Raw genomic sequence first — 19,048 nt, 5'->3', positions numbered from 1 at the left:
AGAAAAACGCCGCGTTTCCTCAAGCCAAACAACTCGCCACCTTCCGTATGGGCAATCCCCACGGAAGGTGTCCCTGTCCCATCGCTTGAGGAGCTTTCATCCGTGCCGTTCGTTCCAGCGCCACGCCGCCGCGCCATCGCGCCGGTCGTCCTTGCTGTCTACATCGCTGCTGCGCTGACGCCAGCCTTCGTCGCTCCTGCCGCCAATGCGCAGACCACGATGCAAACCGCCGTTCGCAATTACGACATCCCGGCCCAACCGCTGGGCACAGCCGCCCGCGAATACGGCCGGGTCTCTGGGCAGCAAGTGGTGTTCCGGAGCCGGATCGCCGACGACCTGCGATCCAGCGCCGTCGTCGGGGAGTTCAGCGCGGACGAAGCCCTGCAACGCCTCCTGGCAGGTACCGGCTTGGTCGCGCGGCGCGTGGACGATGACATCGTGGCACTGGAGAACGGCCAGGACGTGCCTTCCTCACAGGCCAGCGATCACGGCGTTGTGGCCACAAACGCCCTGAGTGTGGCCGGCGCGCGGCACGAAGGTGCGACCGGCGCGCAACGTGACGTCCGCGGCTATGACAACGTCTACGACCTGGACATGTCGACCGCCTACGTCGGCCGCAAGGAGATCGAACGCTACAAGGGCGCCACGCCCTCGGACCTGCTCAACGGCGTGGCCGGCGTGTTCAGCGGCGATGCCCGCAACAGCGGCGCGCTGGACGTCAACATCCGCGGCATCCAGGGGCCGGGCCGCGTGCCGGTTACCATCGATGGCACCGAGCAGGCGCTGACCGTGTGGCGCGGCTACAACGGCGTCAGCAACCGAAATTACATCGACCCCAACCTCATCGGCGGCCTGCAAATCTTCAAGGGGCCGTCGCTGACCCGCAACGTCAACAGCGGCATCGGCGGCGCGGTCGTGATCGAGACCCTGGACGTGGACGACATCGTCCCCGAAGGCGAACGCTTCGGCGGCGAGTTCAAGGTCGAGGGCAGCAGCAACGCGGTCGAGCCGCGACCGCCGGCGCGGCTGTATACCGGCCAGGACTACCGCGACGTGCCCGAGCTGGCGACGACCACGCCGGCCAACGATCCGACGCTGCGCGTGCAGCCGCACACCGGCGGTGGCGGCAACAACGTCTTCGACGGCGAGGACTACGCCTACCGCCTGGCGCTGGGCTGGAAGTCCGACGCGGTGGACCTGCTTGCCGCCTACGCCTACCGCGACCGCGGCAACTACTACGCCGGCGAGCGCAACGCCGGCTACTACTCGCAGCCGCCGGAAGACGCCAGCATCGGCGACTACATCACCACAATGGCCAGCCGGCTGCGACCCGGCGAGGAAGTGACCAACACCTCCAGCAAGATGGAGTCCTGGCTGTTCAAGGCGACCTGGCGCCCCAGCGACGACCAGGAGCTGCAACTGGGCTATCGCGACAGCCTGTCGCACTCCGGGGAGATCATGCCTTCGCGCATCAACCGGACCGAAGAAGGCCTGCCGCAGTGGCCGCTCAGCCGCGTCGATGCCAAGTCCTGGAACCTGGAATACAAGTGGCATCCGGAAGACAGCCGCTGGATCGACCTGTACGTCAACGCCTGGCGCTCGGAAACCGACAGCGCCACCTACACCGCCGGCAGCTACCCCAACTACTGGGACCGCACCCATCCTGTCATCACCAACGGCGGCCTTGCCGATACCGACAACGCCCGCAACGGCCTCACCCTCAGCAACACCTTCCGCCTGGCCGACACGCTGGACCTGACCGTCGGCGGCGACTTCCAGCACGAGAAACTGCGCTCACGCGACGAGTACCTGGGCCCTACCGCCAGCTGGCGCATGTTCCCGCGCGCCGGCCGCCGCGAGGAATGGAACGCCAACTTCAACTTCGAGTGGCGGCCGGTCGACTTCTTGACAGTCACGGCCGGTGCACGCTACTCCTCGTTCTGGGCCTACGACGATTTCGTCGCCGCGCATCCGGACGAGATTCGCAGCTCCATTTCCGGCTACAGCGCCCGCTACTACACCAAATCGCCGGAGGAGCTGGGCGAGTTTGAAGCGTCGCAGCGTGCCACGTGGGAAATTTTCCAGGACCTCTTTGGATTTACCGATGAGCAGGTTGATGCCTTAGTTAACGACGCATTGGCCAACTGGAATGGCATCGAGCGCTCTGTCCCGTGGACGCCAGACGCCAATGGCAACTACCACCGCAAAGACAACGCCTGCCTCAACGGCAGTGTGGCCGACAACCCCTACGTCAATAGCACGGTCATGTCCGAGGGGCCATGCAGGATGAGTTATGCCACCAACCTGGTCTGGTCCGGATACGCCACCGCCAGGAAGCATCGCGACCACGGCTGGACGCCGTCGTTCTCCGCGACGGCGCACTTCTCCGACTACAGCCGCGGCTACTTCAGTTACAACGAGCTGCTGCGTTACCCCAGCATGTTCGAGAGCACGCTGGCCTTCAGCGCCAGCATCAACCCATTTACTGAACTCAAGCCCGAGCACGTCTACAACTACGAACTTGCGTACATCCACGACCTCGGCCACCTGCTGGCGAGCGACGCCATCGCCGACATCAAGCTGACCTGGTACTCGCGCAAGACCGACGACCTGATCGAACGCGACAACAGCTTCTATTTCCACAACATCGACAAGCAAACCGTACGCGGACTGGAGTTCCAGGGCCGCTACGACAACGGCCGCTTTTTCACCGACTTGGGCGTGGCCCATATCCTGAAGAATGAGGTCTGCGACGAGAACACCGCGCTGCTGCTGGACCCGACCTTCGGGCGGGTGCCCACCTGCGTGGACCAGGGTTTCATTGGCAGTTACCTGCTGACCCAGGCCATCCCGGAGCTGTCGGCCAACTGGTCGCTGGGCGGGCGTTTCCTCGATCGTCGCCTGGAGATCGGTGGCCGCGTCACCTATTACGAGAGGCGCAAGACCAACCAGGATCTGGAGAACTTCGCTGCCGTCACCGACCAGAACCTGGGCGTGTTCAACGTGCCGTTCTCGTGGGACGACACCCTGCTGCTGGATGCCTACGCCAGCTACCGCGTCAACGATGCGCTGCAGGTTGAACTGATCGGTACCAACCTGACCAACCAGTACTACGCCGATCCCGCCACGCGCTCGTTGCTGCCGGCTCCTGGCCGCACGCTGAAGTTGAGCCTGACTGCCCGATTCTGATTTTCGTCGCCCCGACGCCAAAGAGGAGAAAAGCCCCGCCCAGATCAATCATCCCAATCCTTCATCCAATCGGAACATGCAAGACATTCCCATCAAACAAGGAAGGAACCTTCCATGAACATCCGCAATCGCATGACCACGCTGGCGGCTGCCATCGCCGTCTTCTCCATCGCCGGTGCAGCCCAGGCCGCCATCGTCGGTACACAGACCGCCACCAGCGGCACGCCGTCGATCGCCGTCGGTGAGTCGCAGGTCCTTGGCGGCCCGCATACGCCAGGCAAAGCAGGCATCGGCATCTCCAACTTCGCCGGCGGCCTGAGGGTGGACTTCGACGGCCTGACCGCCTCCAGCACCTCGACCTCACTGGGCAACAACTTCACCCTGTACAACCTGCACGATCCGACCACGCCCGGCACCCCCGGCGATCCGAACGATCCGCCGCACAACGGCCTGGGCGACTTCAACTTCGTCCGCGTCGGCACCGGCGACGTCTGGATCGGCGAGTGGTCCACCGACGGCAGCCCGGGCTACAGCAACCGCCAGGCGTACTACGTCGGCGACAACGCCGGCACCACGTTGCCGACCAGCACGGCCACCTACGTCGCCAAGGGCACCAATCGCGGCACCATCCTGACCGGGACGCTGACCGCCACCTTCGGCGGCACCAACACCCTGACCGGCAGCGTGGCCGGCGGCGGGTTGTCTATCGCCGTCAACGCCAGCATCAACAGCACCAATGCCAGCTTCTCGGGGACGGCAGCGGGCGTGGGCAGTGCGGGCGCCGCCAGCGGCACGACCACCGGCAACTTCTTCGGTGCCAGTGCCGCTGCGCTGGCAGGTGTCGCCAACTTCGGCACCGGTCACGCCTACAACACCGCCTTTGGCGGCACCAAGTAACGAATCGGTGGTCTTGATTCGTTTCCAGTTGTAGTTCTTTTGACGATACGGCAAGGGTCAGCCGTCTCTGCCAGCCCCTGCCACTGTCCCGGTACTCCCAACGCATGCGAATTCGCTTCTCCACGGCACGCCCGCACTCGCCTGGCGCAAGCGCGATTGTCCTGACCTTGCTGGCCTGCCTGGCGAGCTCGACGCTGCACGCCCAGGACCAGGACGACATGCATCGCATCCTCGACCAGCGCCTGCAGCGGCAAACATTGGAGCGCGAGCGCGAACTGCTCAAGAACGAACAGGACGGCGCGCGCCCCACCCTGACCGTCGATGGTCAGACCTACACCATCTACCACAATGCCAACGACGTTGGTCGCGCACTGTATCTGTCGCTGCAGCAACGGCAGTGGGATCTGGCGGCACGCTTTCTCGACGAGTATCTGACCCTGTCCGATCGCGACCCGAAGCTGGTCCACTACGCCCAAGGCGCGCTGGCCCGGATCCATGGACGCTACCGCGAGGCGGAACGCGAATTCCGTGCGCTGCTGGCACTGCATCCGGACTTCCTGCCCGGCCGCCTGGAACTGGCGCGCGTGTTGTTCGAGGACCAACAGGACCGCGAAGCGACCGCGCTGTTCGAGGACATCGCCGCGAGCATCGACGCAGCTGATCCGTCCACCGAAGGTGTACGCAGGACCCTGGACACATTCCGCCATGCCTTGGAGAACCGCAGCGCCTGGCACGGCTCCTTCGCACTCGGCCCAGCCTGGAGCGACAACGTCAACCGCACGTCGGCCAGCCGAATGTGCCTGCTCAATCTCGAGGACGTCTGTTTCATCGAACGACGCACACCCGATGCCATTGTCTCGACCGGCATCGACTATGACGCCAGCTTGGACAAGCACTGGGCGCTGCATGACCACCACGGCCTTTACTTGCGCTCGCTGCTGTTCGGTCAGAGCTACCGCGACAACAGCGCCTACAACGAACTCAACTTCAACGCCCAGGCCGGCTACGCCTACCGCAGCGGCCGCCACACTGTCGCGCTGGCGCCGTCGTTCGACTACTACGCGCTTGGCAACGCGGCGCTATACAGCGCCTGGGGCGTGCACGGCGAATGGAGCTATGTCGCCTCGGCCAAGTCGTTGTTGAAGCTCGAAGGCGACTGGAAGGACCTGCGCTACCGCCGCGCCGATTTCGCCAGCAACTACGACGGTGTACTGCGCTCGCTCTATGCCACCTGGTTCCGCAGCCTGGGCGCGCGCTGGACCGTCTTCGGTGGTGTGGACATCCTCGACAGCGACGCCCCGGTGGCGGTGAATGCTTACCTGCAAAAGGGCGTGCGCCTGGGCGCGTCGCTGCAGTGGCCCGAGGGATTCACCAGCACGCTGTTCTCCTCGCGCCGCTGGCGCGACTACGACGCGTACAGCGCGCTGCTCGATGCTCGCCGCGACGATCGCGAGGACAACATCACTCTGATCGTCAAGGCAACGCGCTGGTCTTTCGCCGGATTTACGCCGCTGCTGACCCTGCGCCGCAACGACGTCAGCAGCAACGTCGACTGGCTCTACAGCTACGACAAGAACGTCGTCAGCTTGAAGCTCGAACGCACGTTCTGACCCCTCATGACCGGTCCTCCCTTCCTCCCATGTACGCCAACGTCCTCCCATTCACTGCTTTCCCACGAGCCGCCGCCATGAACGAAACCGCCCTCGAATCCATCGCCGCCCGCAGCCAGCGCCTGAAGGCGGCCACCCACGCCACCCACGACCGTCTGGACAAGACCATCATGGCCCGCGACATCTTCGCCAGCCGTGAGAAGTTCGCAAAGTTCGTGCGCGTGCAGTACCGCTTCCACCGCGACATCGATGCGCTGTATGGCAACGAAGCCTTGGTGGCGCTGATCCCAAACCTGGGCGAACGCCGCCGACTCCTGAAGATCGCCACTGACTTGAGCGACCTGAGACAGGCGCTGCCATTGCCCGTACCGGGCAAGCTGGACAATGGCACGTCACTGCCGACGGCATTGGGTTGGCTGTATGTAGCGGAAGGCTCCAACCTCGGCGGCACCATCCTCTACAAGCTGGCCAGCCAGAAGCTGGGATTGGGCAGTGGCCTGGGCGCGAGCCACCTCGCCGCGCATCCGGACGGCGCGGCGCGGCATTGGCGCGAGTTCACCAAGGTGCTGGACAGCGTGCCGCTGTCGCCTGCGCAGGAAGGTGAAATGGTGCTGGGGGCCGAGGCCGCCTTCCGCGCCGTGCAGGGCTACGTGCGGGAGGAGATCGGATGAGCCGGCACGAGAAAGGCGCGGGCGCGCTGCGGTTGTGGAGCATCCTGGCTGGGTTGTCCGGGGCCTCGGCAGTGGCGATTGCGGCCTGGGCCAGCCACGGGCTGGCGCAGTCGGTTTCCCCGGAACCGCTGCCACGGGCGCTGGAGCAGGCCCGCTCGGAGGGATTGCAGCAGCTGGTGCACACCCTGGCCCTGCTGGGCGTGGCGCTGGCAGGCCAGATCCGGTCCAGTCCCTGGCTGCACCTGGCCGGCGTGCTGTTCCTGGCCGCCATCGTGGGCTTCTCGTTCGGCATCTACGCGCTGCATCTGTGGTGGCCGGCGCTGGCGCAGGGGAGCGCGCGCTATGTGGTGCCAGCAGGCGGGGTGAGCTTCATCCTGGGCTGGCTGGCGCTGGCGTCCGCCGGGCTGTTTCCAGCTTCCGGGCGCCCATGAAACCGTTGGACTCCGCTCCGGTGCAGATGCCGACCGGTGGCCTGGGCCGCGTCCTGTTGCGGATTCTGGCCGTGGTCAGCCTGGGCGTGGCCTTCGTCGGCGTGGTGACGCCCGGGCTGCCCACGATCGAGTTCGTGCTGCTGGCGGCCTGGGCGGCGGCGCGCAGCTCACCGCGGCTGCATGCCTGGATTCTGCGCCACCGGGTGTTCGGTCCGCTGCTGGCGCACTGGCAGGCAGGCCGGTTGCCGCGGCGGGCCAAGTGGGCGGCGACCGGGACCATGGCCCTGGCCGGGATATTCGCGGCGCTGACCATCCCGCACCGGCCGAGCGTGGTGATCATCGTCGGCTGCATGGCTTGCGTGCTGTTGTGGCTGTGGTGCAGGCCGGAACCGTGAGCAGGAAACGGCCGGTCCGGCTTCGTGCAGGCTTGGCCGCATCCTGCGGCATCGGTCCGTCGCCCCATGCACTCATCTTGCGGGCAGCGGACCTGCCGGACTGCTGCCGCAGCCACCCGCCTTTTTTCCTATCTGTCCCGATGAATTGGATTGAACCATGCAAACTGCAACCGTAAAACTATCCCCCGATCTCAGCCCCTGGCAGATGTTCCTGCACGCCGACTGGGTGGTGCAGGCGGTGATGATCGGCTTGGCGCTGGCCTCGATCGTCACTTGGACCGTGCTGGTCGCCAAGACTTGGGAGCTGCGCCGGATCGGGCGTTCACTGCGTGCCGCCAGCGCGGTACTGGCGAAGGCATCGCATCTGTCCGAGGCTGAGGCAAACCCCCATTTGGCCGAGGGTATCGCCCACGACCTGCTTGGACAGGCACGCACGGAACTGCAGCAGTCGGCGGGCCTGACCGACAAGGCCGGGATCAAGGAGCGCACCGCATCGCGGCTGGAGCGGATCGAGCTGAGCTACACGCGCCATTTGCGCGTGGGCACCGGCGTCCTCGCCACTATTGGCGCCACTGCGCCCTTCGTCGGTCTGTTCGGCACCGTGTGGGGAATCATGAACAGTTTCATCGGCATCGCTAAATCGAACACGACGAATCTGGCGGTGGTGGCGCCCGGCATCGCCGAAGCGTTGCTGGCCACCGCACTGGGCCTGGTCGCCGCGATTCCCGCAGTGGTGATCTACAACCACTTCACCCGCACCCTGGGCGGCACCAAGGGCAGCCTCGGCGACCTGTCGGCCGACGTGCAGCAGTTGGTTTCGCGCGACCTGGACCGGCGCGAATCGCCCAAGGCCGGCTTGAGCGCGGTGCAGGCAGCGGACTGAGGGCGAACTGATGGCTATCCGGACAAGCCGCGACGACGACGATCTCGACGAGAACCATGAGATCAACGTCACCCCCTTCATCGACGTGATGCTGGTGCTGCTGATCATCTTCATGGTCGCCGCGCCACTGGCCACGGTGGACGTGCCGGTCGACCTGCCTGCCAGCACCGCGCAACCGCAGCAGAAGGACAATGATCCAATCTACCTGACCGTGCAGGAAGACCTGTCGCTCAGCCTCAATCAGGACAAGGTGGTCGGGGCAGAGCTTGCCGCGAAGTTGGACGCGCTCACGGACGGCAACCGCGACGAGCGTATCTTTCTGCGCGCCGACAAGGGCGTGCCCTATGGCGAGTTGATGTCGACGATGAACGCACTGCGCACGGCCGGCTACCTCAAGGTGGCGCTCGTCGGGCTGGAGCAGGCTGGCGAATGATCGTGCTGGAGCAGGATCGGCAGACGCTGCGCTGGGGCGCCAGTCTCGGCCTGGTGTTGGCTGCGCATGCGGCGATCATTGCCGCGGCCCTTTGGTGGAGCTCGTATGAGCTGCGGCAATCGCCGCCGGAACCGGCCGAAGCGGTGATGGTGGAACTGGCGCCCCTGCCAAGCGCGCCGCCAGCGCCGCCGACCGATCTGGCGCCCGGCCCCCCACAGCAAGAACAACGTCAAACCCAACCCAAGGTCCAACCGGAACCGACATCCGAGCCGGAGCCGCAGCAGAAACCACAGGAACGGGCCGACGTCGCCTTGCCTCAGCCGGTACGAGAACGCCAGAACGAGGAAAATGCCAACACCAACGTGTCCCAGACCAGCGCACCGCCCAACCTGCAAGCGCCACCAGACGCACGCTATGCCGCCCGCCAGTCCCTCTCCGGCATCTCCCAGCAGGCGATGGTCACCTGGCAGGCACAGCTGCTTGGCCACCTGGAGAAATTCAAGCGCTACCCGCGCGCCGCGCAGCGCCGTCGCTACGAGGGCGCGGTGCTCGTGCAGTACGCCGTGGACCGGCAAGGCAAGGTGCTCTCGGTCCGCTTGGCCACCAGCAGTGGCCACGAACTGCTGGATGCCGAGGCTGTGGCTGCCGTACAGCGTGCGAGTCCGTTACCCCCGCCCCCGACAGACATCCCCGGCAACCCGGTGGAGGTGAGTACGCCGATTGATTTCTTCTTGCGGTAGAAAACGACCAATGGAGTTTTCGCTCAGGCATGTTCCATTGCTGCCGGAAACGGCGGCATCGGCTGATCCGAAGCCCATACCCACGGCAAGTCGCTGGCATTCGAATCGGCCGCCAGTGTCCGTGTTTTCGCTGCCTGCTCGGCCGCCGGAAGGAAGGCACTGGTCACGTGCAGCGCCACCGGCTTGGCGCCGGCATCAAGCAACAATGCATTCGGAAAGCGCCCGGCATTGCCGGCATCGTAGCGTAGCAGTTTGACGAATCGCCGTCCCTGCTCGACCAGCGACCGGATCAACGACAGCTCATGCACGCCTTCGACCGGGATCCAGTGCTCGCTGGTCAGCATCAGGCTGGCCGTGTCGATTTCGTAGGTATGCTCGCGGCGCGCTCGGATCAACGTACTGAGGATCATCCGCGGCTTGGGTTCCACGTCCGCACCGCAGGCCTCGAACACAGCCGCGAACGTGCGCTCGATCCGCGCCCAGACTTGGCGATCGGCCCATAACGGTACGTCCGGCATGTGCTTGATCCAGACTCGCACGCTGGGGCCGGAAGCCTCGGCGGACTTGAACTCCCCGATCAACAACGCCAGCGGCATGCGGTTGTTCGTCGGCTGCAGCAGCGCAAGCTTCTCGCGCCGCCGTCGCGCCGCTTCGGCGTGCGTGGCCTCGTTGAACGCCTCGGGGACGTACATCCGCTGCGCCAGGCGCTCGCCCTTGATCGAGATGTCTGCCGCCGCTTCCAGCAGGTATTTCTGGATGACGGCCTGGCGGCGCTTCCCGGCCATCGCCGGCGTCCAGCGATTGAACCCGGCGCGTTCGAACAGATAGTGGGTCACCGCCCGCAGGCTCATGCGTCGCCGCGGCGCTTCAATTTCCCCCGGATCGCTCCGCTCGCCGCGATTGCGGGCGGATTCTGTACTCAGCGTATGCGCCCACGGGAAATCGACCCGCAATTCGACCTGACCCGGTTGCAGTTCCAGTACCGCATCGCCCACCAGTTCGCCCAACCCCGACTGTGCCGCTTCCGGCTCGTAGGAGGGACAACCCGGATGGTGCAGGCTACCCGTGTCCGGCATGCGCTTGACTACGAAGCGACCATGACGCGCTACGTACATTTCCACGCCGTCCCCGCGACATAGGCAGCGTGGCCTCGGTCCACTGTCGTACACGCGCGCCAAGGCTTCCTGGAAGCCCTGGTCGTCAATGGCATAGACGTGGCCGAGAATCAGGAAGCGCTGGCGGTCGCCAACGGTGGACATCAGATCAGCTCTTCCAGCAATTGCGCCAGGCTGGGCCGCGCACGCGGGACCAGGTGCTGCACGCTGCTGCGCCGGGCAATCCTCTTCCCGCTGTTCGTGCTGTTGTTGCTGCTGACCAGTGGCAAGGAAACGATGCTGGCATTCAAGGCTATGCCGCCATCCTGATCTGGATCCAGCTCTGGCCGCCGCTGTACGCCGTGCTGAACTACAAGGCGACCACCTATGCCGCCTACGATCTTTCTGCCGCCGCCGATCTGGGGACAGGCGCCAAGTCGCTGGCACTGCAGACCGCATCGACGATCTACTCCCGTGCGATCTCGGGCGAAGCGGTAGTCGGCTACCTGTCGATGAGCATTCCCTTCATCGCCTGGTCTGCGCTCAAGCGCATGGAGAACTTCGGCACCGCGCTGGTCGGCGGGCTGTCCGGCCTGCAAGCCACGCTCGCCGGCGCCACCGGGGCTGCGGCCACGGGGAACGTCAGCATGGGCAACGTTGCGATGGACCAGACTCGGCTGTCTCCGAACCGCACCTCGGCGTTCATGGGCAGCCTGCAGGACGACATCAGCGGCAATACGCTGACCAGCAACGCCCTGACCGGTCGCGCCGCGATGTCGCTGCTGCGCAACGAAGGCTTCGCTTCGCGAGTCGTGTCGATGCGTGTGTCCGAACAGGACGTCGCAGAGGCGAGCCACATGGCTGACAGCGCCCGTAGCCAGGCAATCGCGGCCAACCGCGAGCGATCCGCGGCGCTGACCGACACGTTCGTCCGTGGGTTGAGCAAGCTCGAATCCTTCCGCCACAGCGAAGGCCGCACAGACAGTCGCTCCGAGCAACTCGGCGAATCGCTCAACCGATTGGACAACATCTCGCGACGCGTCGCTGAGACGACGGGACTGACGCAGATGCAGGTCGCCACCGCAGCGTTTGGGACGCCCACCTCGTATCAGTGGGGCAAACGGAAGGGAGCGCACAGTATCTCCTCCGGGATGAGCGCTAACTCCGCAAAGAACTACACATCGGGCCTATCCCAGGACGACCGCAACGTTCTAGATTCGATGACGGGGGAACAAATCCAGGAATTCCGACAGTTCGCCGACCGTTTGTCCCACGATCAGCGCCTGATCAACGCTATTGCCAGCGATGGGCGCGAAGCACAGGAAATGGCGTCCCGACTTTCCACCAGTACTGCCTTGTCACAGCGCGCAGATGCCAGCTATGCCGAGCGCCTGACCTATGCCGAGCGGCTCTCCAGCGCACGCGAGCGCGGCGAATCAATCTCCATCGACATCGCCCAGGACCCCCACAACTTGGAGATGTTCCGCCGGTATGCGGAGGAATATGGTGGCAATAGCGCCGCCGCCTTCGCGATGATGGAGTTCGAACTAGCACGCCAAGGGCTATCGCCCAATCGGACGTTCAGCGACGGAACTGCAGTACCAGACTCCTTCGACAACGTCTACGCACGGCACGCGGAGCAGCGCGACGCTATCGCGCAGGCTACCGGCGTGGCCGGCAGTCACGAGCAGCATCGCAAGACGGTCTCCGCGTTCGACAATACGCCCGACAGCGTCGAGATGGACACGGCGCCCAGTACCCTTCGCGATGACGTGCGCAGCCAGGGAGCGCGACTCAGGCATCAGGCCGAGGGCGTTCGAGACGGGTTCGACGACGAAGCGCAGATCGTCGAGACCGAGGACGGCACGCTCGCCAGCCGGAAGTCATTGGGAATGCAGTCTGGCAAGCAGGCATTCGAAGATGGTCGCATCATGACCGAAGAAGCCAAGGATGCAACGCAATCGCTTTATCAACGCGCCAGAGAAGCGATCAGGAAGAGACTCGGCGAGGAATGAAGCCCTCGTGCGTCATCGCCCCGGATCGGAGTCATATGGATCCATCAACGGCGGAAGCCCTGTGTCTCCTGTGGCGTGCCTGATCAGCTCATCCGACCTACGAATATCCTCCAGGTACTCCGGGTTGCTGATGGGATGGTGCCCCTTGGCTATCGAGACGTTCCCAGCCAACTCCTCCTGGCTGGTGCCCAACCCGTCGTGCCTCCCGTCCGCTATGCGCTCCCACCCCTCATCGTGCCTGTGATTCGACTTGGCTTGCCTCCGACTCATCGCTTTGCCTCCGAGAAAAGTGAGCAGTCCACCCAGCGCAAGGCCGACGAGCGCCAGCTTCAATCCAAAAATAACCGCCAGTCCCCACCCTCCTTGGTCGGCGCCAATGAGCCCCCCGACGCTCGCGCCCAGCACAATGCAGCCGTAGAAGATGAACCTTCGCATAGGGCACCTATCGTCGAGGTTGTTATCTAGGTCTCAAACTACCCGCCACCTGCACCATCGCAAGAACAAATTTCCACTACGAGTGCAATGCCACTTTTGCCGGAAGAGAAGGCCCGCATCATCAGCTTTTCGATTTCGTCGCTGCCTTCCTCGTTCTGGATTTACGAGCACGCACAAACCATGGACTTCAAGCGTCTGTGCTTGGGTACAAAGCCCAACACCCGTGCACAATCATCCAGCGACGCGACTACCTGGCGATCCTCCACTTCGACCGCACTGTCGTGCGGCACCATGAACATGGTGGCTTGGCTCGATACAGGGGCGTATTTTCTTCATGTCGTATCGAGCATGCGGCGGACTGAAACAAATTGTTCCTCAATCGATAGGCCAATCCAGAAAGTCGGCCGGCCTCAGTATCTCAAGGCCATGGAACGGATGCAGTTCCAGCAGGTCCTGGTCTCCGGTCAGGATGACCTGCGCCCCTCCATTCAACGCCACATCAAGGAACTTGTCATCCTTAGGGTCGCGACACGCTGCGATCCGCTGGGTGATGTGGACTATTCGCACGATCCCGCCCAGTAGGCGCAGGAACTGCTGCCGATCCTCGCGGGAGACGTACTTGTCGAACTTGCTCCGGGACAGGACGTCGCTCAGCTCCGTCAGCGTCTCCTCGGACATCAGCGGGATGCCCCAAGCTAGCCCATGGTCCACTGCCTTGGCCGCGGTTCCGCCCGGCATGAGCAGGCGACTGATCCAGAGATTGGTGTCGACCACCAGCTTACGGTCAGCCCTCATCGCTCAGCAGATCCTGCAACATGTCCTCGGTCATGCCAGCTTCCCTTGCATTGGCGCCCACGCGATCACTGAAGCGCTGGAACTCGGCCACGTTCAGGTGTACCAGACGCTCGTACTCGTCCATCGACATCACCACCGCCACGTCTCGTTTCTGGCGTTGGATGACAACGGGTTCGCGCCGGGCGGCCTCAATAACCTCCGCCCAACCCTGCCTCGCTTCACTTGCTGTCACGGTACGCATATCCACCTCTTTGTACAATCTGTACATATTGTACTTCCGTAGCAGAGCCAACGCAATCCTACGGCTGACGCGCCGATCAACGCCCGCTGTCACCTCATCAGGCCGGCTGGGGCTCCAACGCGATCGCCTTCAGGTGCCGCATCATTGCCACCGTCTGCTTCTCCTGCTCCAGCAACTCGGACCACATAGTCATGATGTCGCAACGCTCCTGGCGGTATTTGGCACGGTTGTAGATTCGTCTGACCTTGTTGATCTGCACGTGCGCGAGCTGCCGCTCGATCGCATCCTCCCGAAATCCCCGCTCGTTGAGCTCGGTAGACGCCAGCGCGCGGAACCCGTGGACGGTCGCCTCGGTGAAGCCGGTATGGGCCATCGCCTTGCGCAAGCCCGACTTGGACATGCCCTTGCCCCCGTAGCGGTGCGGGAACAGGAATTCGCCCTGCCCGGTCAGCGGATGCAGCCGCGCCAGCAGCCGGCGGACATGACGCGAGAGCGGCACCATGTGGTCGCGGCGCATCTTCATGCGCGCCCCAGGAATCCACCAGTACTGCTGTTCCTTCACCGCTAGGTTCCACGCGTCCGGGTCGAACTCGCTCCAGCGGGCCAGCCGCACCTCCTGGCTACGCAGGAAGGTGTGCACGACGAGCTCCAGGGCAATGCGCGTTTCCAGCTTGCCCGGATGCGTGTCCAGCGCCGGCAGGAAGGTGCCAACTTCCTCGAAGGGCAGCGCCGCGTGATGGCCCTGCTCTCGCGGGACCAGCGCCTGTTGAAGGTCACGCGCGGGATTAACCGTCAGGCGGCCGGTGATCACGCCGTAGGTGAGCACGTTGCGGATCCACCCCAGCACGCGGGCCGCCACGGTCAGCGCGCCGCGGGCCTCCACCGCGCGGACCACGCCCAGGATGTCGCCGGGCGTGATCTCACTGACCGGCATGCGACCGAGCTTGGGAAAGGCATCCTTCTCCAGGTGGTCCAGGACCGCCACGCGGTAGTCCTGGGTCCAGCGTTTGCCCTTGACCAGGATCCATTCCCGGGCCAGGGCCTCGAACTTGTTCGCGACCTGGGCGGCGGCGTGGCGCTGTTCGGCCCGGCGCGCGGCCATGGGATCGAGACCATCGCGCAGGCAGGCGCGGGCTTGTTCGCGGCGTCGGCGCGCCTCGGCCAGGGAGACCTCGGGGTACACGCCGATCGCCAGCAGGCGCTCGAGCTCGCCGAAGCGGTACTTCATCCGCCAATAGCGTCCACCGCCGGGCTGGACATCGAAGAACAGTCCGCCCCCGTCGAAATGCTTGCCGACCGGCGCCGTCCGCAGCATGAGCGCGTTCAATTTGTCGCTGGCCATGCTCCACCTCTCGTACGTCCTCTACGACGTTCGATGCTACGGCGAAACGGGCTGGGAGATACCCCAAAAAATACCCCCAGATTGGGGGTATTTAATGGGTTTCGGTGACACTCAGTGAAACCTTAGAAATCCTCTATCTCATTGACCCCAAAGGGGTTTGAGACGCCATGAGGCGTGGCGAAACCTCAATCGCCCTGCTGCTTTTGCAGGTGTTCCCAGCGTTCCTGCGCATCCAGGGTGCGCTCGGCGGTCAGGCGCGCTTCCAGGCGTTCCAGGCCGATCTCCTCGCCGGTGTCGACGCAGTAGCCGTAGTCACCGGCATCCAGACGCTTGAGGGTGCTGTCGATCTTGCCGATCAGCTTGCGGTAGCGGTCGCGCGTGCGCAGTTCCAGCGAGTTCTCGGTCTCGCGGGTGGCGCGTTCGGCTTCGTCGCCGACGTCACGCACTTCGTCCTTGAGGTTCTCGATGGTCTGCTTGGATTCTTCAACCAGGTCGGCACGCCAGCCCAGCAGGCGCTGGCGGAAGTACTCCAGCTGCAACGGGCTCATGTACTCCTCGTCAGCCTTGGGCTTGTAGCCGGCGGGCAGCACGGGGCGGCCGGTGGCCTCGTCAACGGTGTACTCGACCTTGCGCAGCTTGGTCTTGGGGGTGGGCTCGGCCGCGCGCGCGGTGACGGCCACGGCGATCTTGCCGGTCACGCGCGAGGCGGTCGGCTTGGCCGGGGCGGCGGGCTTGGCAGTCTTGGATGGGGTCTTGGAGGCAGGCACAGTCTTCTTTACGGGGGCGGCCTTGGCGGTGGACGCAGCAGGCGCGGGCGTCGCGGCGGTTTTCTTGACCACGGTGGCCTCGCTGCGGCCGGGGGCCTTGGCGGTGGCGGATTTGGCCGGAGCGGACTTTGCAGCCGTCTTCGGTACGGACTTGGGCGCGGCCGTCTGTGGCGTGGCCTTCTTGGCCGGCGCGGGGGCCGGCTTCTTCACCGTCGCGTTCCTGGCGGCGGTCGCGGTGCTCGTGGCCTTCTTGGCAGGCGCCGCCTTAGTCGCCGCCTTTTTGACCACAGGGGCGGTCTTCTTCGGCGTCGCCGGCTTGGCCGCAGCCTTGGCCACGGGTGCCTTCTTCGCAACAGCGGGCTTCTTGGCGGCCTTGACGGCCTGTTTTGCGGGTTTCTTGGCTGCCACGAACAGCGTCCTTGATGATTCCCGGGCCGGGAAAAGCGGGCCTTTATAGCCTACCCGGCCAGGGGGGGCAACCGGGTGGAGGAAGCATCGCTTATCATCGGGGGCATGCTCCGGCGCGGACTCATCGCCCTATTGCGCGGCTACAAGCGCTTCGTGAGCCCCCTGCTGGGGCCACGCTGCCGTTTCGAGCCCAGCTGCTCGGAATACGCGATGCAGGCCATCGACCGGTTTGGCCCGGCGCGCGGCGGCTGGATGGCGATCAAACGCATCGGCCGCTGCCACCCCCTGCATCCCGGCGGCTACGACCCAGTGCCGCCCTCCCCCCATTCATCTTCAGCCAAAGGATCCTGCCGATGCCCGCCACCGTGATCGTGAACGCCCGCCTGGTCAACGAAGGCCGCGTGGCCGAAGCTGATCTGCGGTTCGAGCACGGTCGCATCACCCGCATCGCCCCCAGCATCAAGGTCGGGGCCAACGAGACGGTGATCGAGGCCGGCGGGCGCTGGCTGCTGCCGGGCGTGATCGATGGTCAGGTGCATTTCCGCGAACCGGGGCTGACCCACAAGGGCGACATCGCCACCGAATCGGCCGCCGCGGTCGCCGGCGGGCTGACCAGCTTCATGGAGATGCCCAACACCCGCCCACCCACGCTCAGCGCCGAGGCGCTGGAAGCCAAGTACGCGCTGGCCAAGGGCCGCGCCTGGGGCAACCACGGCTTCTACATGGGCGCCAGCCACGACAACCTGGACGAGATCCGGCGCACCGATCCGAAGGCCACCCCAGGAGTGAAGGTGTTCATGGGCGCCTCCACCGGCAACATGCTGGTCGATGACCCGGCCACGCTGGAGGCGATCTTCCGCGATACGCCGGTGCCGGTCATCACCCACTGCGAGGACACCCCGACGATCGAGGCCAACCTCGCCCGCTACCAGGCCCGGTATGGCGATGAGATCCCGGTGGAGTTCCATCCGGACATCCGCTCGCGCGAGGCCTGCCTCAAGTCGACGCAACTGGCGCTGTCGCTGGCGAAGCGACACGGCACCCGCCTGCACGTGCTGCACCTGTCCACCGCCGAGGAGCTGGCGCTGTTCAAGGCGGGCCCGCTGGTGGGTGCGGACGGCACGCGCAAGCAGATCACCGCCGAGACCTGCATCCACTTCCTGCATTTCGAACGCGGCGACTACGCGCGCCTGGGCAACTTCATCAAGTGCAACCCGGCGATCAAGGACAGGTCCGATCGCCTGGCGCTGATCAAGGCCCTGAACGACGACGTGATCGACGTGCTGGCCACCGACCACGCGCCGCACACGCTGGACGAGAAGTCGCAGACCGGCTACCTCCAGGCGCCCGGTGGCCTGCCGCTGGTGCAGCACGCGCTGGTCGCCGCGCTCGAGTTGGTCCACGAGAAGAAGACCAGCATCACCCAGGTCGTGCGCAAGACCGCGCACGCGCCGGCGCAGCTGTTCGATGTGGCCGACCGCGGCTTCTTGCGCGAAGGCTACTGGGCCGACCTGGTGCTGATCGATGACGAGGACTTCACCGTGCAGCGCGAGGACGTGCTGTCCAAGTGTGGCTGGTCGCCGTTCGAAGACACCACCTTCCACCACAGGATCGGGGCGACCTGGGTCAACGGCCGCATGGTCTGGAACGGCGAGCAACTGGTGGGGACCCCACGCGGGATGCGGCTGGAGTTCAACCGATGAGGCCGGCACTGTTGGCCCTGCTGCTGGCCGCGGCCGGCGCCCCGCTGGCCCTGTCCACGGCCATGCCCGCACGGGCACAGGCCGAGGCGCAGGTGGTGTTCCCGACCTCGGTCTCCCAGGGCGCGCTGGTGTTCGGCAAGGTCGCGCCCGGTAGCGATGTGCGCTACGCCGGACGCACCCTGCGGGTGACCGGCTATGGCACCGTGGTGTTCGGCGTGGGCCGCAACGAGGCCGGACCGCTGCAGGTCCAGGTCACCGCCCCCGGCGGCGCGCCGCAGACCGTGTCGATCGCGGTCACCCCGCGCGACTGGCCCACCGAACGCGTCAACGGCGTGCCGCCCAAGAGCGTCAACCCGCCGCCGGCCATCGCCGCGCGCATCGCCCGCGAACAGGCCGAAGTCAGCGCCGCGCGCGACCGCGATGACGATCGCGTCGATTTCGCCCAGCCCTTCATCTGGCCGGTCACCGGCCGCATCAGCGGCCGCTTCGGCAATGCCCGGGTCTACAACGGACAGCCCTCCCCGGCCGGCCATTCGGGCATGGACATCGCCGTGCCCACCGGCACCCCGGTCAAGGCGCCGGCAGCCGGGGTGGTCACCTTCGCCAACCCGGACCTGTACCTCACCGGCGGCACGATCCTGCTGGACCACGGTTACGGGGTGAGCTCGAACTTCCTGCACCTCTCACGCCTGGACGTGAAGGTGGGCGATCGGGTCGAACAGGGCCAGGTGATCGGTGCGGTCGGCAGCACCGGACGCGCGACCGGGCCGCACCTGCACTGGGGCATGAGCTGGTTCGAGACCCGCATCGATCCGCTGCTGGTTCTGGATCGGGGCCAGTAGCCAGTCGCGACCAGCCCGACGCTGACCAGGCGCCGATGCCCTAAAGGCTCGGCCTGGGCCTGCACGCCTGGCGCTTTGGTTGTATAACCGAAATGTCATCGCGTCCTGGCCGTTCCCCCACGAACCTCCGGCACGGCGCGGGACCTATCGCAGTTGC

At 65.3% G+C, this 19,048-nt stretch carries 19 protein-coding genes; 13 read left to right on the top strand and 6 right to left on the bottom strand.

Going from position 1 to position 19,048, the window contains the following annotated elements:
- The first annotated feature begins 102 nt into the window (after positions 1–102).
- From PJ250_RS16110 to PJ250_RS16070, 9 genes are all read left to right on the top strand, one after another.
- Positions 103–3,189 carry a TonB-dependent receptor gene (locus PJ250_RS16110; protein ID WP_271645589.1) on the top strand — a complete coding sequence of 1,029 codons (3,087 nt, stop codon included), beginning with the start codon at positions 103–105 and terminating at the stop codon, positions 3,187–3,189.
- 114 nt (positions 3,190–3,303) lie between these two features.
- Positions 3,304–4,086 (top strand): Slam-dependent surface lipoprotein, encoded by a 783-nt coding sequence (locus PJ250_RS16105; RefSeq protein WP_271645588.1) that lies wholly within the window; start codon positions 3,304–3,306, stop codon positions 4,084–4,086.
- 104 nt (positions 4,087–4,190) lie between these two features.
- The gene (locus PJ250_RS16100) at positions 4,191–5,696 is read left to right on the top strand and encodes a surface lipoprotein assembly modifier (RefSeq protein ID WP_271645587.1); all 1,506 of its coding nucleotides are present in this window, start codon (positions 4,191–4,193) and stop codon (positions 5,694–5,696) included.
- A gap of 77 nt (positions 5,697–5,773) precedes the next feature.
- A complete protein-coding gene (locus PJ250_RS16095; RefSeq protein ID WP_271645586.1) occupies positions 5,774–6,367 on the top strand; it encodes a biliverdin-producing heme oxygenase in 594 nt (197 codons plus the stop codon).
- The gene (locus PJ250_RS16090) at positions 6,364–6,798 is read left to right on the top strand and encodes a DUF423 domain-containing protein (protein ID WP_271645585.1); all 435 of its coding nucleotides are present in this window, start codon (positions 6,364–6,366) and stop codon (positions 6,796–6,798) included. Before PJ250_RS16095 ends, PJ250_RS16090 begins: the two co-directional genes overlap by 4 nt.
- Entirely contained in the window at positions 6,795–7,193 is a 399-nt protein-coding gene (locus PJ250_RS16085) for a YbaN family protein (protein ID WP_271645584.1), read from the top strand. The genes PJ250_RS16090 and PJ250_RS16085 overlap by 4 nt, the downstream gene beginning before the upstream one ends.
- 157 nt (positions 7,194–7,350) lie before the next feature.
- Positions 7,351–8,076: a tonB-system energizer ExbB gene (exbB, locus tag PJ250_RS16080; protein WP_271645583.1), complete on the top strand. Its 726-nt coding sequence runs from the start codon at positions 7,351–7,353 to the stop codon at positions 8,074–8,076.
- A 10-nt stretch (positions 8,077–8,086) separates the two neighbouring features.
- The gene (exbD, locus tag PJ250_RS16075) at positions 8,087–8,509 is read left to right on the top strand and encodes a TonB system transport protein ExbD (RefSeq protein ID WP_271645582.1); all 423 of its coding nucleotides are present in this window, start codon (positions 8,087–8,089) and stop codon (positions 8,507–8,509) included.
- The gene (locus tag PJ250_RS16070) at positions 8,506–9,249 is read left to right on the top strand and encodes an energy transducer TonB (protein ID WP_271645581.1); all 744 of its coding nucleotides are present in this window, start codon (positions 8,506–8,508) and stop codon (positions 9,247–9,249) included. Before exbD ends, PJ250_RS16070 begins: the two co-directional genes overlap by 4 nt.
- Before the next feature lie 23 nt (positions 9,250–9,272).
- On the opposite strand, the gene PJ250_RS16065 is transcribed toward PJ250_RS16070, so the two are convergent.
- Complete coding sequence (locus tag PJ250_RS16065) at positions 9,273–10,508, bottom strand: DUF1173 family protein (RefSeq protein ID WP_271645580.1); 1,236 nt, start codon at positions 10,506–10,508, stop codon at positions 9,273–9,275.
- A 53-nt stretch (positions 10,509–10,561) separates the two neighbouring features.
- Between PJ250_RS16065 and PJ250_RS16060 the strand changes: the two genes are divergently transcribed.
- On the top strand, positions 10,562–12,358 hold the full coding sequence (locus PJ250_RS16060; protein ID WP_271645579.1) for a conjugal transfer protein TraG N-terminal domain-containing protein: 1,797 nt from the start codon (positions 10,562–10,564) through the stop codon (positions 12,356–12,358).
- Between the two features lie 12 nt (positions 12,359–12,370).
- Here the strand turns inward: PJ250_RS16060 and PJ250_RS16055 are convergent, their stop codons facing one another.
- From PJ250_RS16055 to dksA, 5 genes are all read right to left on the bottom strand, one after another.
- The gene (locus PJ250_RS16055; RefSeq protein WP_271645578.1) at positions 12,371–12,793 is read right to left on the bottom strand and encodes a hypothetical protein; all 423 of its coding nucleotides are present in this window, start codon (positions 12,791–12,793) and stop codon (positions 12,371–12,373) included.
- A 375-nt stretch (positions 12,794–13,168) separates the two neighbouring features.
- Positions 13,169–13,588, bottom strand: a complete 420-nt coding sequence (locus PJ250_RS16050) for a putative toxin-antitoxin system toxin component, PIN family (RefSeq protein WP_271645577.1) — start codon at positions 13,586–13,588, stop codon at positions 13,169–13,171.
- The gene (locus PJ250_RS16045; protein ID WP_271645576.1) at positions 13,578–13,856 is read right to left on the bottom strand and encodes a type II toxin-antitoxin system Phd/YefM family antitoxin; all 279 of its coding nucleotides are present in this window, start codon (positions 13,854–13,856) and stop codon (positions 13,578–13,580) included. The genes PJ250_RS16050 and PJ250_RS16045 overlap by 11 nt, the downstream gene beginning before the upstream one ends.
- A 70-nt stretch (positions 13,857–13,926) precedes the next feature.
- Positions 13,927–15,171, bottom strand: a complete 1,245-nt coding sequence (locus tag PJ250_RS16040; protein WP_271645575.1) for a tyrosine-type recombinase/integrase — start codon at positions 15,169–15,171, stop codon at positions 13,927–13,929.
- Positions 15,172–15,356: 185 nt separating this feature from the next.
- Complete coding sequence (gene dksA / locus PJ250_RS16035; RefSeq protein WP_271645574.1) at positions 15,357–16,346, bottom strand: RNA polymerase-binding protein DksA; 990 nt, start codon at positions 16,344–16,346, stop codon at positions 15,357–15,359.
- A 105-nt stretch (positions 16,347–16,451) separates the two neighbouring features.
- Here dksA and yidD point away from each other — a divergent pair, with 105 nt between their 5' ends.
- The 3 genes from yidD to PJ250_RS16020 are packed head-to-tail and all read left to right on the top strand — an operon-like array spanning position 16,452 to position 18,891.
- Entirely contained in the window at positions 16,452–16,715 is a 264-nt protein-coding gene (yidD, locus tag PJ250_RS16030) for a membrane protein insertion efficiency factor YidD (RefSeq protein ID WP_271645573.1), read from the top strand.
- Positions 16,700–18,049: a dihydroorotase gene (locus PJ250_RS16025; RefSeq protein WP_271645572.1), complete on the top strand. Its 1,350-nt coding sequence runs from the start codon at positions 16,700–16,702 to the stop codon at positions 18,047–18,049. The genes yidD and PJ250_RS16025 overlap by 16 nt, the downstream gene beginning before the upstream one ends.
- Positions 18,046–18,891, top strand: a complete 846-nt coding sequence (locus PJ250_RS16020; protein WP_271645571.1) for a M23 family metallopeptidase — start codon at positions 18,046–18,048, stop codon at positions 18,889–18,891. Before PJ250_RS16025 ends, PJ250_RS16020 begins: the two co-directional genes overlap by 4 nt.
- Positions 18,892–19,048 lie beyond the last annotated feature (157 nt).

Source organism: Pseudoxanthomonas sp. JBR18, assembly GCF_028198165.1.
In the GTDB taxonomy this organism is placed as follows: Bacteria; Pseudomonadota; Gammaproteobacteria; order Xanthomonadales; family Xanthomonadaceae; genus Pseudoxanthomonas_A.
This window is presented reverse-complemented; position numbering and strand designations above follow the sequence as displayed.